This window comes from Lysinibacillus sp. NPDC097231 (assembly GCF_044761885.1).
GTDB lineage: Bacteria > Bacillota > Bacilli > Bacillales_A > Planococcaceae > Lysinibacillus.
Map to the genome: position 1 here is coordinate 42829 of NZ_JBIWDH010000004.1, position 16580 is coordinate 59408.

14 protein-coding genes are annotated in these 16580 nt (G+C 38.5%); 1 reads left to right on the forward strand and 13 read right to left on the reverse strand.

Annotated features, from left to right (window positions below; genetic code table 11):
* Positions 1-96 precede the first annotated feature (96 nt).
* The 11 genes from spoIVA to prsW all read right to left on the reverse strand — a co-directional run bounded on the left by spoIVA (position 97) and on the right by prsW (position 12938).
* The gene (gene spoIVA / locus ACIQXF_RS04435; protein WP_402779576.1) at positions 97-1575 is read right to left on the reverse strand and encodes a stage IV sporulation protein A; all 1479 of its coding nucleotides are present in this window, start codon (positions 1573-1575) and stop codon (positions 97-99) included.
* 97 nt (positions 1576-1672) lie between these two features.
* Positions 1673-2461: a hypothetical protein gene (locus ACIQXF_RS04440; protein WP_402779578.1), complete on the reverse strand. Its 789-nt coding sequence runs from the start codon at positions 2459-2461 to the stop codon at positions 1673-1675.
* A 22-nt stretch (positions 2462-2483) separates the two neighbouring features.
* A complete protein-coding gene (locus tag ACIQXF_RS04445) occupies positions 2484-2696 on the reverse strand; it encodes a DUF2768 domain-containing protein (RefSeq protein ID WP_402779580.1) in 213 nt (70 codons plus the stop codon).
* Positions 2697-2934: 238 nt separating this feature from the next.
* The gene (locus ACIQXF_RS04450) at positions 2935-3951 is read right to left on the reverse strand and encodes an NAD(P)H-dependent glycerol-3-phosphate dehydrogenase (protein WP_402779582.1); all 1017 of its coding nucleotides are present in this window, start codon (positions 3949-3951) and stop codon (positions 2935-2937) included.
* Between the two features lie 245 nt (positions 3952-4196).
* A complete protein-coding gene (der, locus tag ACIQXF_RS04455; protein WP_402779584.1) occupies positions 4197-5507 on the reverse strand; it encodes a ribosome biogenesis GTPase Der in 1311 nt (436 codons plus the stop codon).
* Positions 5508-7057: 1550 nt separating this feature from the next.
* Positions 7058-8194: a 30S ribosomal protein S1 gene (rpsA, locus tag ACIQXF_RS04460; RefSeq protein WP_402779586.1), complete on the reverse strand. Its 1137-nt coding sequence runs from the start codon at positions 8192-8194 to the stop codon at positions 7058-7060.
* 102 nt (positions 8195-8296) lie between these two features.
* Complete coding sequence (cmk, locus tag ACIQXF_RS04465; protein WP_402779587.1) at positions 8297-8971, reverse strand: (d)CMP kinase; 675 nt, start codon at positions 8969-8971, stop codon at positions 8297-8299.
* A 318-nt stretch (positions 8972-9289) separates the two neighbouring features.
* Positions 9290-9949 (reverse strand): flagellar brake protein, encoded by a 660-nt coding sequence (locus ACIQXF_RS04470; RefSeq protein ID WP_402779589.1) that lies wholly within the window; start codon positions 9947-9949, stop codon positions 9290-9292.
* An 86-nt stretch (positions 9950-10035) separates the two neighbouring features.
* Positions 10036-11319, reverse strand: coding sequence for a PepSY1/2 domain-containing protein (locus ACIQXF_RS04475; protein ID WP_402779591.1), 1284 nt, complete (start codon positions 11317-11319; stop codon positions 10036-10038).
* Positions 11320-11334: 15 nt separating this feature from the next.
* The gene (gene sleB / locus ACIQXF_RS04480) at positions 11335-12165 is read right to left on the reverse strand and encodes a spore cortex-lytic enzyme (RefSeq protein WP_402779593.1); all 831 of its coding nucleotides are present in this window, start codon (positions 12163-12165) and stop codon (positions 11335-11337) included.
* A 98-nt stretch (positions 12166-12263) separates the two neighbouring features.
* Entirely contained in the window at positions 12264-12938 is a 675-nt protein-coding gene (prsW, locus tag ACIQXF_RS04485; protein ID WP_402779595.1) for a glutamic-type intramembrane protease PrsW, read from the reverse strand.
* Between the two features lie 304 nt (positions 12939-13242).
* Here prsW and ACIQXF_RS04490 point away from each other — a divergent pair, with 304 nt between their 5' ends.
* Entirely contained in the window at positions 13243-14211 is a 969-nt protein-coding gene (locus tag ACIQXF_RS04490; RefSeq protein WP_402779597.1) for an asparaginase, read from the forward strand.
* Between the two features lie 26 nt (positions 14212-14237).
* On the opposite strand, the gene ACIQXF_RS04495 is transcribed toward ACIQXF_RS04490, so the two are convergent.
* Positions 14238-15779 (reverse strand): aminotransferase class V-fold PLP-dependent enzyme, encoded by a 1542-nt coding sequence (locus ACIQXF_RS04495; RefSeq protein ID WP_402779599.1) that lies wholly within the window; start codon positions 15777-15779, stop codon positions 14238-14240.
* A 4-nt stretch (positions 15780-15783) separates the two neighbouring features.
* On the reverse strand, positions 15784-16344 hold the full coding sequence (locus ACIQXF_RS04500) for a glycerol-3-phosphate acyltransferase (protein ID WP_402779601.1): 561 nt from the start codon (positions 16342-16344) through the stop codon (positions 15784-15786).
* Between the last annotated feature and the right edge of the window lie 236 nt (positions 16345-16580).

Here is a 16580-nt window from a genome sequence, read left to right on the forward strand (position 1 = left end):
TCATTTTTTCACCCAAAAAATAAAAATAACAGGACTTTTCGCATGAAAACGAAATGCCCTGTGCTAATTTTTTGTGCTCTAATTTCCCTTTTATCACTATAAAATAAATGTTACTAATCCTCTATCGCCTTCGTTCACCATTCTTTCGATTGTTTGACGCATACGCTTTTTGGCTGTAGATGGTACAGCATCCATTTTGTAGCGAATTCCTTCTTTTAACACTTCATGCAAAGGAGTTCCAAAAAGCTGTGTGTTCCATAATGCATCACGATCGTGTAAATAAGCATGGTTTAAATCTTTAAGTAACTGTTGACTATGGAATTCTGAGCCGATAAGTGGCGCAAATTCTGATTCCATATCTACCCGAATGATATGATAAGACGGTGCCTTCGCTTTCATACGCACACCATAGAAATTATTTTGTTTTATAAGCTCTGGTGCTGTTGGTTCGAACTCCTGCATCATTGGCAATGTTACACCATAGCCATTCTTATCAGCTTCCTGAATAGCGGTTTTAAAGCGTTTTTGCGCCTCCTTTGCTTCTGCTGCTTCTTTAATAAAGAGTAGCCAATCTTTCTTTGTCTCAATTGGCTCATCTAGCCATTCATTACAAACTGATTTATACAGCTGTTCCTGCAAGGACACCCGAATGATCGCAGTACCGATACCAGAATCCACATGTACCACTTCACTTTGGTCAATAAAATCGATGGCTTTAAAGGCATCTGACGCCTGTTGCACATCTCTAATTTTCATTACTGATGATAACACTTCCTCCATCGAATCAATTAGTGCTACATTCAAAGGATGTGATGCATCTAGTACATCTAACCAATCTGGTTTTTCTACCTCAATCGTACGGATTGGAAATTCAAATAATGCCTCCTGTAGAATGTACTGAATATCAGATTCACGCATTTGATCGATGGACATTGCAATTACCGGAACATTATAACGTTCAAATAGTTCATTTCGGAGCTGTACCGTTTCTTCTCTTGCTGGCATTTGGCAATTCAACACAACAACAAAAGGTTTTCCGATTTCTTTTAATTGTTCAATAATTTCTTCCTCTGCCTTCTCCGCCGCACGACGACTTATCCCATTCACTGTACCATCTGTTGTTACGACAATCCCTATATTAGCATGGTCACGAATTACTTTATCTGTACCTATTTTCGCTGCTTCTTGGAATGGGATTGGCTCTGTATGCCAAGGTGTATGCACATACTTAGGGCCATTTTCATCCTCATATCCCTTTGTACCGTCAATAACATAACCAACGCAATCTGCTAAACGAATTTGGAATGTCATTTCATCTTCACCGACCGCAATACGTGTTGCTTGGGCAGGTACAAACTTCGGCTCAGCAGTCATAATGACTGGCCCCGGCGAGCTTTGAGGCAACTCGTCTTGTGCACGCATTCTTTCTGTTTCATCCACAATATTTGGTAACACTACTGATTCCATAACCTTTTTTACAAATGTTGATTTACCTACACGTACTGGACCGACAACACCAATATAAACATCGCCATTTGTGCGCTCTGCAATTTCTTTAAATACTGCTTCACTCAAGGTTTCTGCCTCCTTTATCTACGCTTTTTCACTATATGCACGTGAAGAGACAAATATGAAAAAGCCCCTCACAAATGTAAGGAGCTCTTGTTGACTATTATTTTGTAGTTTGAGATTCTGCCTCTTTTTTTGCTTTTTCTATAACTTTTTCTCTAGCTTTTTTTGCGTCACTATTATAGGCATCCATATAATATGTTGGATCCCCATTTTCATCTACAGTATATGGCACAGAATATGCTGGCACTACTGGATATTTATCAACAAGTAGCTGTCGAATATCATCTCCAGGCTTCACATCAGGCTTGTCTTCTTTTAGTAGTTGGCCTAAATCAATTGAATAGTCGACATGCATTTCGCCATCACCTGTCATAAACATTGGCAGTTCGGCACCTGAATAAGGACTTTTAACGGTTACATCTGTTTTATAGCCCAGTTCTTCAAAGTTAATTTGGTATACATTATCTGAAGTTGAACCTTTTATCGGTAAATATTGGAGAGACATTTTACGTATATTGATTTCTCGAATACGTTCAGCAGCATTTAAATCTACTAATTTTACTTTAGCCTGATTCTCTGGATCCCAAATAATATATTGAAAAATCCCACCTTTTTCATAGGCATTTCCAGGAATTTGTGCGAGATATTTAGGCATTAGTTTTTCAAAATCAATTAAATATTTTATATATATATCTGTATCCAGCTCACTATTTTTAATCGGAACCAGTCCACCAGTTGCTTCACGATATTCATCAACCGCACGTTGAATAGCAGCTAGTTGATCAGCATCAGGCACTAACTTTGCCCTTTTTTCATCTTCTGGATATGCACAACCTACTAGAAGTACCGCGGTTGCTATTACCAAAAGTAAAGCACTTAGTTTTTTCATGTCACTTCCACCTCATTATTTTTTATGCTGGCCATGTGGCAACAATTAGTACCATTAAAAATGTGCCAAGCCCAAACAGTATGTATGCAAATAAATTTACGATTGTACGTAAAAAAACGTTTGAAATCTTATTACGAGCTAAATAAATTAAACCGACTGATATAATCATAAAGCCGATACAATAAAATGATACCCACATAATATCAAGTGCAGGCATATGTGCTAACGGACCCATTCAAGACAAACCACCTTTCTTCAATGTCACGAAACAATCAAAGTATATTATACTATGTGCCTTCGCTAAAAAGAAATAGTTGTCCAATAACTATCATCAAATGGACAACCTTTATAACTTTACGGACGATTCGGCTAATACCACACAATAAGGCGTCTCAGCATATTCTCTGAGGCACCTTATTTATGTCCGTTTTATGACAAAAAGACTCAACTATATACTCTACTAGAAAATTATATTAGTGCATCATATCATCGATTTCTCGCTTTTTCATACGCATCATTAATGCATCAACTGCTACTTTCGGTTCTACATTATTAAAGAGCACACTATAAAGTTCAGTTGCGATTGGCATAGCAACATCATATTTCTCTGCTAGTTGGTAAGCGGCTTTCGTTGTACGTACCCCTTCAACTACCATTCCCATTTGATCAAGTACCTCTTGCAATTTCATACCTTGTCCTAGCAAATTACCAGCACGCCAGTTACGTGAATGTACGCTTGTACATGTTACAATCAAATCTCCCATGCCTGTAAGTCCTGAGAATGTAAATGGATTCCCCCCCATTTTGACACCAAGACGTGTAATCTCAGCCAATCCTCGAGTAATAAGTGCCGCTTTGGCATTATCACCATAATTTAAGCCATCTGTAATACCAGCAGCTAATGCGATGACGTTTTTCAGTGCTCCACCAATTTCTACACCGACAATATCCTCATTTGTGTAGACACGGAAAAATTGATTCATAAATAAATCCTGTACTTTCTCAGCTGCTTCAATATTAGCGCAAGCCGCCGTCACCGTTGTGGGATGATGCAAAACTACTTCCTCTGCATGACTTGGGCCTGAAAGTACAACAATTTCTTCTACAAATTCAGCAGGTAAACTTTCTGCTAGAATTTCCGAAATTCGTTTTAATGAATCGGGTTCAATCCCCTTCGACACATGCACAAATAACACTTTTTTCTCGAGTGATGCTGTCATTTTTTCGCATACTTCACGGATGGCCTTAGTTGGCACAGCAACAACAATTGTTTCCGAATGAGCAACTGCCTTAGCAATATCACTTGTTGCATGCAAATTTATTGGTAGTATCGTTTCAGGTAAATACTTCTTATTAGTATGCAGGTTGTTGATTTCTTCAGCCTGGTCAGCTCGATGAGTCCATACAAGCGTATCATGCCCATTTTCTGCAAGTACCATCGCCAGTGCTGTACCCCACGAGCCTGCCCCTAACACACAAACTTTTTCCATTCAAAATCCTCCCTTGTAAAGAAAAGCCTAGTCGAACTTTTAACCATGCTAACGCTGATAAAAGGTTTAAATGCAACTTGATTTATCAATGCGACAAATTCTGTCAAGCTGCCGCTTCACTTTCATAAAAACAATCCTAGTAATCCAAGTAATACTTAGACCTAAAATATTCTTTCTTTTTTGTAAAAAGACGCCACCCAACAAATTATCGTCGGGTTGGCGTACTGTATGTGTATAAATTTTCTCTAAGCACGAGCACGAGTAATTAAACGAATTGGCGTCCCTTCAAAATCAAATGTTTCGCGAATACGGTTTTCTAAGAAACGTTCATAAGAGAAATGCATTAGTTCTGGTTCATTAACAAATACCACAAACGTCGGTGGCTGTATTGCCACTTGGGTTGCATAGTAAATGCGAAGACGGCGGCCTTTGTCTGTTGGCGCTGGGTTGCGTGCCACAGAATCCTCAATCACCTCATTAAGAATTGATGATTGAATACGCATTGCATGGTTTTCACTAACGCGTTGTATAATCGGTAAAATTTGATGTACTCGCTGGTTTGTATTGGCCGAAACAAAAATAATTGGTGCATAATCTAAGAATAAGAAATGCTCACGAATCTGTTGAGTAAAGACATTCATCGTTTTCTCATCTTTTTCAATAGCATCCCATTTATTCACAACAATGACCACAGCTTTTCCAGCTTCATGTGCATAGCCTGCAATTTTTTTATCTTGCTCTTGAATGCCCTCTTCTGCATTTAGTACAACTAAAACAACATCGGATCGTTCAATGGCACGTAATGCTCGCAATACAGAGTATTTCTCTGTTGTTTCGTACACTTTTCCTTTTTTACGCATACCCGCTGTATCAATAATGACATATTCCTGCCCATCATACTCATAAGGCGTGTCAATAGCATCTCGAGTTGTACCAGCGATGTTACTAACAATTACGCGATCTTGACCTAAAAATGCATTTACTAACGAGGATTTCCCAACATTAGGGCGACCAATTAATGAGAATTTAATGACCTCTTCCCCATATTGCTCTTCATCTTCCTTAGGGAAATGTTTTGCACATTCATCTAGTAAATCCCCTAGGCCTAAACCGTGGGAGCCTGAAATTGGCCAAGGCTCGCCAAAGCCAAGCGCATAGAAATCATAAATCATCTCACGCATGTCCGGATTATCAATTTTATTCACTGCTAAAACGACCGGTTTTTTTGTTTTGTATAAAATTTTGGCCACTTGCTCATCAGCAGCTGTTACACCTTCACGACCATTTGTCATAAAAATAATAACGTCTGCTTCATCAATGGCGATTTCTGCTTGTTGACGAATTTGTTCTAAAAATGGTTCGTCCCCAATCTCAATACCACCTGTATCAATAATATTAAAGTCATGTGTTAACCACTCTGCCGAACTATAAATACGGTCACGTGTTACCCCTGGAATATCTTCCACAATTGATACACGTTCTCCAACGATACGATTAAAAATCGTCGACTTACCTACGTTCGGACGACCTACGATGGCTACTACTGGTTTCGTCATCTGTACTTCATCCTTCCAACTTCTTGTCTTTCGCTATTATACACGAAAAATGCCATTATATCATATCATATCATATCATATCCATTAAAGAGAACGCTATGTATGGTTCTATCCGTTGCTTTGACGATTCTAACGTTATTTTAGCTTTTCTAACCGTCGCTTTGATGATTCTATCCATCACTTCAGTTCTTCTATCCGTCGCTTTGGATTCTATCCATCACTTCAGCTCTTCTATCCTTCGCTTTGACGATTCTATCCATCACTTCAGCTCTTCTATCCGTCGATTGATTTTCTATCCGTCGCTTTGGCTCTTATATCTGTCGCTTTGATGGTTCTATCCATCACTTCCGCTCTTCTATCCGTCGATTTGGATTCTATCCGCCTCTTTAGCTCTTCTATCTGTCATTTTGATGATTCTATCCGTCTCTTCGGTTCTTCTATCCGTCGATTTGGATTTTATCCGCCTCTTTAGCTCTTCTATCCGTTACTTCGACGATTCTATTCGTCTCTTTGATGATGCTATCCATCACTTTGGCTCTTCTATCCTTCGATTTGGATTCTATCCGCCTCTTTAGCTCTTCTATCCTTCGCTTTGACGATTTTATCTATCACTTTGGCTCTTCTATCTGTCGATTTGGATTCTAACCTCCACTTTAGCTTCTATCTGTCGCTTTGATAATTCTATCCATCACTTTGTCCCTTCTATCCTTCGATTTGGATTCTATCCATCACTTCCGCTCTTCTATCTGTCGCTTTGATAATTCTATCCATCACTTTGTCCCTTCTATCCTTCGATTTGGATTCTATCCATCACTTCCGCTCTTCTATCCTTCGATTTGGATTCTATCCATCACTTCCGCTCTTCTATCCTTCGCTTTGACGATTCTATCCATCACTTTGGCTCTTCTATCCGTCGCTTTGGCTCTTCTATCCATCACTTCGGTTCTTCTATCCGTCGCTTTGGATTCTAGCCGCCTCTTTAGCTCTTCTATCTGTCATTTTGATGATTCTATCCGTCACTTCGGTTCTTCTATCCGTCGCTTTGGATTTTATCCACCTCTTTAGCTCTTCTATCTGTCGATTTGATGATTCTATCCATCACTTTGTCCCTTCTATCCTTCGATTTGGATTCTATCCATCACTTCCGCTCTTCTATCCGTCGATTTGAATTCTATCCTCCACTTTGGCTCTTCTATCTGTCATTTTGGTGATTCTATCCGTCACTTCGGTTCTTCTATTCGTCGCTTTGATAATTCTATCCATCACTTTGTCCCTTCTATCCTTCGATTTGGATTCTATCCTTCGATTTGGATTCTATCCATCACTTCAGCTCTTCTATCCGACGCTTTGGATTCTATCCATCACTTCCGTTCTTCTATCCGTCGCTTTGACGATTCTATCGGTCGCTTGACTTCCTATCCTTCACTTTGGTCTTCTATCCATCGTTTTGGATTCTATCCGTCGCCTGAACTTCCTATCCTTCTCTTTGATGATTCTATCCATCGCCTCATAAAAAAGCGAGGACGCAATATGCATCCTCGCTTGACTAGTTATTTAAAGTTCTTCAGTTTATCACCAATGACATCACCGAAAGAGAAGCCTGTGTTTTCTTCAGGTAATTCATAGTCGATTACTTCCTCAGCATCAGGATTTTCAAGTAATTCTTTAATGCTTAATGCTAAGCGACCTTCTTCAGCATTTACGTCAAGTACTTTTACTTGTACCTCTTGTCCTTCTTTTAAAGCTTCGTGTGGTGTGTTAATATGCTTGTGCGCGATTTGCGAAATATGCACTAAGCCTTCTACACCTGGGAAAACCTCCACAAAAGCTCCGAATGAAGTAAGGCGTTTTACTTTACCATCTAAAATTGCACCTTTAGCAGCACGTTCTTCAATATTTGACCAAGGTCCAGGAATCGTTTCCTTAATAGATAACGAAATACGCTCATTTTCTGGGTCCACAGAAAGAACCTTTACCTTTACTTCTTGTCCTTCTGATAAAACCTCGCTCACATCACTTACATGCTCATGAGATACTTGTGATATATGCACAAGGCCATCAATACCGCCAAGATCAATGAATGCACCAAATGATGCGATACGCTGAACTTTTCCGTCTAACACATCACCAGCTTTAATTTGCTTGATGACTTGTTTCTTTTGAGAAGCCTTTGTTGATTCCACAACAGCACGATGAGATAAAATCAAACGATTTTTCTCTTTATCAAGCTCGACAATTTTGAAACTTAAAGATTTACCTTTATAGCCCTCAAAATCATCAACAAAGTAGTCTTCTACAAGGGATGCCGGAACGAAGCCACGTACTCCTAAATCTACGACAAGACCACCTTTAACAATATCTTTTACTTCCGCTTCGAAAACTTCCTCAGCAGCAAATTGTTGTTCAAGCGTATCCCATGCTTTTAATGCATCTACTTTACGTTTTGATAAAACATAGTTTTCTTCTTCAACCTTTGTAATCATCAATTCCAACTCATCACCAATAGAGATGACGTCAGATGCTTTTTCAATGTGTAAGCTTGATAATTCACTTATTGGTACAATACCATCAAACGGTGCACCCGGAATTGAAACAGAAACTGCTTTTTCATCAACCTGCTCTGCAATACCTTTGACGATATCACCTTCGTTAAACGTTTGTTCTGCATAGTTCATTTCTTCAGACATATGTAACCCTCCTTCGCATCTTCCCTTACTATTTTATTCGATATTGAAGACAAAGACAAAAATAAATCCTTTAAATTCAAAAAATGTCTGAAATTTTAGGATTTATACCATTTTTTCTTGCGCTAATTTTAAAATAGCCTGTGCTGCATCATCAATTGACAATGCTGTCGTGTCCAAAAATGTTGCATCTTCTGCTTGAATGAGTGGTGATGCTTCACGTTCGCTATCCATTTTATCGCGCAGTGCAATTTCTTCTTGAAGCTTTTCAATGGAAGATTCAATTCCTCGCTTTTGATTGTCAATAAAACGACGTCTTGCTCGCTCCTCTACCGTTGCAGACATAAAGATTTTTAGTTCCGCATTTTTTAGCACATGTGTAGCAATGTCCCGCCCATCCATGACAACGCCACCATTAGCAGCAAGCTTTTGTTGCTGTGCTACTAAAAGTTCGCGCACCTTAGCATGGGCCGCTACTTGTGAAACAGATGAAGTGACCTCATTTGATCGAATTTCAGCTGATACGTTCTTCCCATCCAAAAAGACAAGTTGCCCTTGAGGGGAAGGCTTTAATTCAATTGTGCTGGATGCAAGCATTTCTGCTAATTTTGTTTCATCATCTAAATGTATGTTTTGTTGCATAGCTTTATACGTCACAGCACGATACATTGCTCCTGTGTCAATATAGGTAAACCCTAGAGCCTCTGCAACAATTTTCGCGATTGTACTTTTCCCAGCTCCAGCAGGTCCATCAATCGCAATTTGAATATTTTTCTCCATATTCTTCCCTACTTTCTATCACCCATATTGTAACATATAAACATCAAAAAGCCCTCCTACGAGCAGAGGGCTTTCTTACATCAATGACGTTTACATTTTGAGTTGTGTCCTACTAACAAGTGCTCGTAACAACCAATTAGAGTCTTTAGACCAGCAGATGTTTTTTGCGCGAAAGCGAAGCGTCAGCGGCAGAATGTTTTTTGCTCGAAAGCGAAGCGTCAGCAGCCATGATATTGGTCACTCAGTCACGCTTCACTTTTGCACAAATACATTGGTACAATACGTGTTATTCATAGACCGTTTACAATGAATAGAACGTTAAACATTAAATGGATTCAACTCTTTGCGGCGATTGACTAACTGACGTTCAAAGCAGAAACGAACAATATGCTGTTGATCAATATCATCCGTATCTGTTAGTTGAATCGTTGCCATTGTTTTGTTATCTTTTTCAAAAATACGGACAACCGTTGCATCCGTGATAACGTATTTAACATCCCCATTGGCATATGGTAAAACGATTGTTAATTTAACCTCTTCGCCATCGTTGAAAGCAACTGCGCCTTTCAAATTAACCGCCAAGCCACCAGCACTTATGTCTGTTGTCACTAGCTGGTATTTATAATCCTTATACTGTAATGCTACATCTACAGGCGTTTCCACACGTACATACTCACGTCGTTGAATTTTAATAAATTCCTCTGGCTTTGGACAGTGCAACATAATCATTGGAATATTGCCAGATTTACGTCCAATTACTTCTGTGTTAAAAGCAAAGGATTGTTTGTCCTCTGTACGGAAGGTTGCTCTAAACTCTGAGCCATCTATTAAAAATGCTGTTTTCTTAGTGGCAACATTTGTTGGATAATCGATGTAAATGATATTGTCTTTTTGTTCTACAACTTTACAGCGGAATCTTTCAACACGCTCTGTATAAGTAGGTTCAAGTTCTAATTGCGTACCAATTTTTATTTCCATGAGCATCTCCTCGAACAAAAATATATACTGCCATTATCTCATGAGATGCTCGTTTTGGCTATATGAACTGGTAGTTTTTTCTTAAATCACGTTAAATATTCAACCTTTAAGACATTGTGATTTTCAGCATCGACGACAATTCTGAATGTTTCCTGTGTGTTTCCATCGCGGAGCGCAATCACCTCATAGCAAAGTCGTTGTTCAAATTGCCCGTTATCTGTATAAATATTTTTTACTTCTTGTACTTTTACATCATCATCAAAGAAAGTTTTCCAATCAATTGGTTTTGCAGTTTGTGGTTTAATCGTCTCTTCCTGAATATATTCCATTGCATTGGCACCAAGCAACTCACCTGTATCTTTCGCAAGTTTTAGTTGCACACCATCTGCATAAACCAATGCATTATCACCAGGATGTACACGGGCAAATGTCACATGCCATGCTTGATGATTTTCACGAGATTCCACAAAAGCAACATCATTCATACCAAGACGTTTTAAATATTCTTCAGCTTTATTCATAATTTCATCCTGTGATAACCTTGCCTCATCTACTGGACGTTCCACTAAATAGGATATTAAATGCCCACCCTTTTCTGTTAGGTCGATATACCCTAATCGAATACCTTGGTGGAATTGGATATGATAAAACGGGTATGGTGCTGTATCACTGCTTCTCGTAACAGTAAACGTTGCATCTTTTATGATAGGGAATAAATGTTTTACTTTTTCCAATGCTTCTTTTTCAGTAATGACTGAATCTTGTAATGCTTTAAGATCTATTTTTTTCTGCCAATCCGATTCGCTTAAAGTAAGTGGGAAGTCTTTTTCGCTATAACCCTTTAATGTCTTTTGTACATTATCAAACGTTGTACTCGGATTTTTATTATCTACTTGTCGCAACCAGACGTCCATTCTACCATCATTCTTATAAAAATCGACCGTTGCAGCTGACCATTCATCTGAAAGCGATTGTAAATTCGTGGAAACTTGCGGCATCTTTTCCCGCCAGGCTTGATAGTCTCCTGTTTTTGCTGTTCTCTGCGCCTCATCTCCAAGGCGACCTAAGTAATTTAACCACTGATTCGAAACCCCCTGTCCAACAGGAATATTGGATATAGAAGATCGTACATCAGCGCTTAGTCGCCAAACGGAATCTAACTGATTGTGAATGGCTTCGTCATCTCGAAACAATAAAGATTGTGAAACAGCTTGTTGTAAATGCGATAATTTCTCAGATGCATCCGTTAAATTATCTGTGTATTGAGCGAGTACAGTACGTTGTAAATTTTTGTTTTCTCCGTGCATATTAATGCTATATGCCCCTAAACCAATAACTGCCATAGTGAGTATAACGAGCATTGTTCTCATCTTTTTCCTCCTTTCTTATGAACAGAAAATATGTTCTCCAATTCGTTTAATTTGAGGTCGTGACCAAATCCATTTACTAGTTGCTGTTTTCGGATTGAAATAATATAGTGCATTTTCTGAAGGATCCCAGCCATTCATAGCGTCAATAACTGCTTCTTTTGCACGTTGGTTTGGTTCAAGCCAAATTTGTCCATCCGCTACTGCTGTAAACGCCAATGGTTGGAAAATTATACCTGAAATTGTATTAGGAAAATCAGGACTTTCCAAACGATTTAAAATAACAGCTGCTACCGCTACCTGCCCCTCATAAGGTTCTCCCCTAGCTTCTCCGTAAACCGCATTCGCCATTAACTGCACATCTTTGTCAGTATATTTCGGAGGGACTTGTGTTTGGGTACCATTATTATTACTACTACCGCTACTTTTACCTCCACCGCCGCCACCACTGCTAGCAGTTCCAGTAGCTTTCACTTGCTGTGCAAGTGGAATGCCACCATAATAGGTGAATTGGTTGCCTGCTTGTAATTGTGCTTTAACCCATCCTTCATCGTAATCTGAATAACCACTTAAAGTTTTTTTGGTTTTAGAACCGGCTATCCCATCCACAGGTAAACCATATTTCTCTTGGAAATTTCGTAAAGCCCAATATGTGTTATAGCCAAACTTGCCATCAATTTTGCTTTTATAAAATCCTAAGTATTGTAACCTAGCTTGTAATTCAACTACATCATCCCCATAAGCACCGCGGGCAATCTGTTGCTCTGTAAATGCGGTGGCGTCATTTTGTGGAATAGCAAATATACCAATTGCCAACATCAAAGCAAAAATTATGCTTAGTGAACGCATTATCATCACTCCTTTTTTTCATAGCTTGAAACAAACGACTCGTTTTATACATTAAAAAAATAGAAAAGCGTAGAAATCTTTTTTTCGATTTCTACGCTTTATATTTTTTTATGCATATGCAAATGTTGCACAAGATGATAGTGAGCAAGTTTGACTTTTCTTAGCCCAAACCACCACAAAAATAGCATAAAAGGTATCATTAAATATACCCAGTAGCCTTTAAATGATAATATTGTATTATATAAAATGTGTAATACTACCGGTGCACAAAGCGCCATAGCAATCATTTCTTTCGTCTTTGCAAGCTTCGAAAACTTGGCACGCCCATAATAATAGCCCATTACAACGCCGAACAATGCATGACTTGATACAGGTAATAATGCTCGCATAAATGCCGTATCTAAACCGAATGAAAATAAGTAAAGAACATTTTCAATCGTGGCAAAACCAAGAGATATACTTGCACCATACAGTATGCCATCATAAGGATCATCAAATTCTACATGATTGTAAATCGCAATTAAAAGTACAAACCATTTAAAAAATTCTTCAACTACACTGGAAAAAACAACATCTTGTAGATAAAGATATCGAAAGGCCCCTTCCTCTGTTAGTACATATTGTACAAACAAGATAGGGAATGTTATAAATGCGCCATACAAAAACGTTTGAAGTAAGGTTCTTCTTGGCTCCGTTGCCATCTGATTGCGCAAATAAAAGTAACTAAAAAGCGCTAGACCGGGAGCAATGGCAGCTGATAATAATATGATCATGATGCCGGCTCCTTTCAATATCAAATTCGCCTGAGCGTAATTATGTTTGGATTATTAATTGTGTCAATACATTCATTCCATACTAAATCCGTGTCATTCATCTCACCACCTATTTGAAGTGGGAGACTTCTGTTGAACGAAGTTAAAAAAACCGCATTCACATCCATCTCTTCATCAATAGAGGTGGAAGTCTTTTGCGGCTTAAGCTTTGCTCTAGACACAAAAACATCTGTTGAATGAAAATATATTACTATTATTATACCATGTAATGACATAAAACTTTTTAAAAGGAGCTATTATTTTTATGAAAAAAACAATTTTATTAATTCATACAGGTGGAACAATATCTATGGCAATGAGTGATGAAGGTGCCGTAATGCCGAACAAAGAAAATCCTCTAATGAAGGAAAGTAGCAAGCTCGACGCACTTGCAACAATTATTGAAATGGAAGCTTTTAACCTTCCATCTCCACATATCACACCAAAAGAAATGCTGATGTTACGAAACCTTATCATCGAAAAAGTATCAGAAGAGCAAATTGATGGCGTTGTTATCACACATGGTACAGACACATTAGAAGAAACAGCCTATTTTTTAGAGTTAACAACTGATTTATCGATTCCTATTGTCTTAACAGGCGCAATGCGCTCCTCCAATGAACTTGGTGCGGATGGAATTTATAATTTAATGGAAGCCGTTCGTGTAGCTGTGGACGAAGAAGCTCGTGAAAAAGGTGTACTTGTTGTAATGAACGACGAGGTACATCTCGCTGTCAATACAACAAAGACAAGCACTAGCTCAGTAAATACTTTCCAATCTCCGCAATATGGCCCGATCGGACTTATCACTAAATCACGAATCTTGTTTCATCATGCTCCTATTCGCCGTCAATATGTAGATATACATGGATTGACCAAACGTGTTGCCATGTTAAAAGTATATGCTGGCATGGAAGTGGATTTACTTGACGTTGTGCTCGCCTGCAAATATGATGGCGTTGTCTTAGAAGGTCTTGGACAAGGTAATGTACCGCCAGCAGTTGTTAAGGGCATTGAAAGTTTGATAGAGCGTGGAATTCCTGTTATACTCGTTTCACGTTGCTTTAACGGTATCGCAGAGGGCGTCTACGGCTATGTAGGTGGTGGCAAAATGCTCGAAGATTTAGGAGCTATATTTGCAACAGGAATTAATGGTCAAAAGGCGCGCTTAAAATTATTAATTGGGTTAAACAAAACGGGCACTCCACTAGACTTAAAGAAATTTTTCATGTAAAGCCAATGTATTCAATTTGCACATTATTATGCATCAACAACTTGTTGGTAATAACTCAAAATATGATGTAAGAGAACAACTGCTAATTCAAAATCTGGTTGAATAGTAGAAAGTTGTATAAAATTTCTTTGACGTAAGTATTGGCTATCAGCATGAACATAAAACCCGTTTAATTTTAAATCTCTCTGAAGACTTTCCAAAACTTTAGGAAGTTGTAAAGTGATTAGCACCGGATACTGTCTAGTTGAAACTTGATACTGCATAAATGGTAGCTGCAGCAATGTTGTGAAGCGTTGCTGTAGCTGTTCATATCTTTCTGGATATGCTTGTAAAGCCTCTTCAACATTTGCAACCAGTACTGCCGGTAACGTAAACGGAATTGCACCTTGCTGGTAATTAGCTAAATCGAGATACGCAGGTAATGCTGTAGATGATTTCACAATGTTTTGTGAAAAAACAAAAGCCAAACCACTGATTGCACCAATTGCTTTGCCACTCACTGCAGTCGCTAAATAACAATCTTTTAAAGAAAATGGCATCGCTCCGAAAGAACTTATACAATCAACACAAAGCTTTATATCATAACGCTTAGTAAGCAGTGAAATTTCCCTTAAATCATTGCAAGTACCCGTCGACGTTTCCCCATGTACTGCAAGAAGCCATTGATAAGATCTCTTTTGTAAATAAGAGTCCAAAATATTTCTATCAAACGATTTCCCCCAGTCTTGCTCTATCACATCAAAATCCAATGCCCATCTCTCCGCTTGCCTTCGAAGACGTTCTCCAAACTCACCATTTGTTAAAATTAGTCCACGCCCTAATTGTTGAGCCTTCAATTGCCCTAACATAACTTCATTTGCCAATGTTCCTGTTCCTACAAATGTAGCTACATGCTTTGCCCCTGATAGTCGAAGTAATTTATTTATCATTCGCTCGAATAATGATTGAAAGCCCTGCGAACGATGAGACAGCTCAGAATACTTAAGTGGTTCGCTTTGTTTTACTGGCCCTGGATAGAATGTATGACATTCCTTCATAAGTCTTTGCTGCAAAGACTTTTCAAATTGCTGTCTCGTTAGTACCATTGGTAAAAATAAAGCATCCTCTGTACCTGTCGCAGGTGCAAATTGGGTAAAACCCATTTGCTTATAAAGTTTCTCTTCACGAGTAGTACCTGAGATTACTGCTGCTGAATAACCTTTTTCGTATGCAAAAGCAGTGAGTGCCTGTGTCAATTTCAGTAGTACTCTTCCTGTTCGATATGCCTTCTTGACGGCAAGTAATCGAATTTCACATAGCTTAGTACTAATTTCCTTTGGTAAATACCGTTCAACCTCTCCTATCTTTTCATCAATTGAAAACGGTCTTTGATCTCTAAAGGCAAGCATGCCTATAAGTTCTAATCCTTTATAAACAACGATATACGTATTTTCAGGATGAAAACGGTCAACTTTCTTTCTAGCGGAATTGGCTTCATGCTGTGGGATTTCCTCGACAAAGGTTTCATAATTTAATCGTGCAATTTCCTCAAACTCCGCTTCTGTATGCGCAATTTTACACCAATACAAATCATCACTTCCTTCTTTCTAAAGCTTCTTTAATATTCGACATATGCTTCATAAGCATAAAAATTATTGCTACTAATATCGGTATGTATAACAGTAGTTTATCTGTAAAAATAATTGCTCCGGCATAAAATAAAAAGCCACCAAGCATACTAAGTGTTAAACTTCTAGTTACACTAAGCGTAATAGCTGTCCCTACAACCATCATAAAAAATAAGCTTGGTGATAATGCCAGGCCTACTCCTATAAATGTTGCAACTCCTTTTCCCCCATTAAACTTAAGCCAAAACGGATACAAATGACCGATGATAACTAAACAAGCACCTAGTACTATTTCCCACTCTTCGAAATGCCATAAACGCCCTACACCAACAACAAGTACACCCTTTAAAGAGTCACCTAAAAAGGTCCATATAAAAGCACTTTTCCCAATCACACTGCCAGCATTTCGAGCCCCTAAGTTTTTACTTCTTTCTTCCTTTAAATTAACACCATACGCTTTTCCAACGAAATATGCCGTCATAAAGTTCCCTATGATATAACTAATCGCCCAATATAATCCAACCATTCTTTCACACCTTTTTAACAGCTTTGATCATAGAAATTATATATTGTTAACATTTATTTATGACATTCTTAATGTCTTTGAGTCATTCTGATATGTCTATCCGTCACTTTGACGAGTCCATCCGTCGCTTTGACTCTTCTTTCCGTCACTTCGACCATTCTATCCGTCGCTTTGACATTTCTATCCGTCGCTTGCTTTTCTTTCGCCACTTTTGACGTGCTATCCATCACTTTCGT

What these genes read in the sequence shown, in the direction of transcription:
- ACIQXF_RS04440 (WP_402779578.1), bottom strand. Translation starts at nt 2,461, where the DNA reads ATGAAAAAACTAAGTGCTTTACTTTTGGTAATAGCAACCGCGGTACTT.
- ACIQXF_RS04445 (WP_402779580.1), bottom strand. Translation starts at nt 2,696, where the DNA reads ATGGGTCCGTTAGCACATATGCCTGCACTTGATATTATGTGGGTATCA.
- ACIQXF_RS04450 (WP_402779582.1), bottom strand. Translation starts at nt 3,951, where the DNA reads ATGGAAAAAGTTTGTGTGTTAGGGGCAGGCTCGTGGGGTACAGCACTG.
- der (WP_402779584.1), bottom strand. Translation starts at nt 5,507, where the DNA reads ATGACGAAACCAGTAGTAGCCATCGTAGGTCGTCCGAACGTAGGTAAG.
- rpsA (WP_402779586.1), bottom strand. Translation starts at nt 8,194, where the DNA reads ATGTCTGAAGAAATGAACTATGCAGAACAAACGTTTAACGAAGGTGAT.
- cmk (WP_402779587.1), bottom strand. Translation starts at nt 8,971, where the DNA reads ATGGAGAAAAATATTCAAATTGCGATTGATGGACCTGCTGGAGCTGGG.
- ACIQXF_RS04470 (WP_402779589.1), bottom strand. Translation starts at nt 9,949, where the DNA reads ATGGAAATAAAAATTGGTACGCAATTAGAACTTGAACCTACTTATACA.
- ACIQXF_RS04475 (WP_402779591.1), bottom strand. Translation starts at nt 11,319, where the DNA reads ATGAGAACAATGCTCGTTATACTCACTATGGCAGTTATTGGTTTAGGG.
- sleB (WP_402779593.1), bottom strand. Translation starts at nt 12,165, where the DNA reads ATGCGTTCACTAAGCATAATTTTTGCTTTGATGTTGGCAATTGGTATA.
- prsW (WP_402779595.1), bottom strand. Translation starts at nt 12,938, where the DNA reads ATGATCATATTATTATCAGCTGCCATTGCTCCCGGTCTAGCGCTTTTT.
- ACIQXF_RS04490 (WP_402779597.1), top strand. Translation starts at nt 13,243, where the DNA reads ATGAAAAAAACAATTTTATTAATTCATACAGGTGGAACAATATCTATG.
- ACIQXF_RS04500 (WP_402779601.1), bottom strand. Translation starts at nt 16,344, where the DNA reads ATGGTTGGATTATATTGGGCGATTAGTTATATCATAGGGAACTTTATG.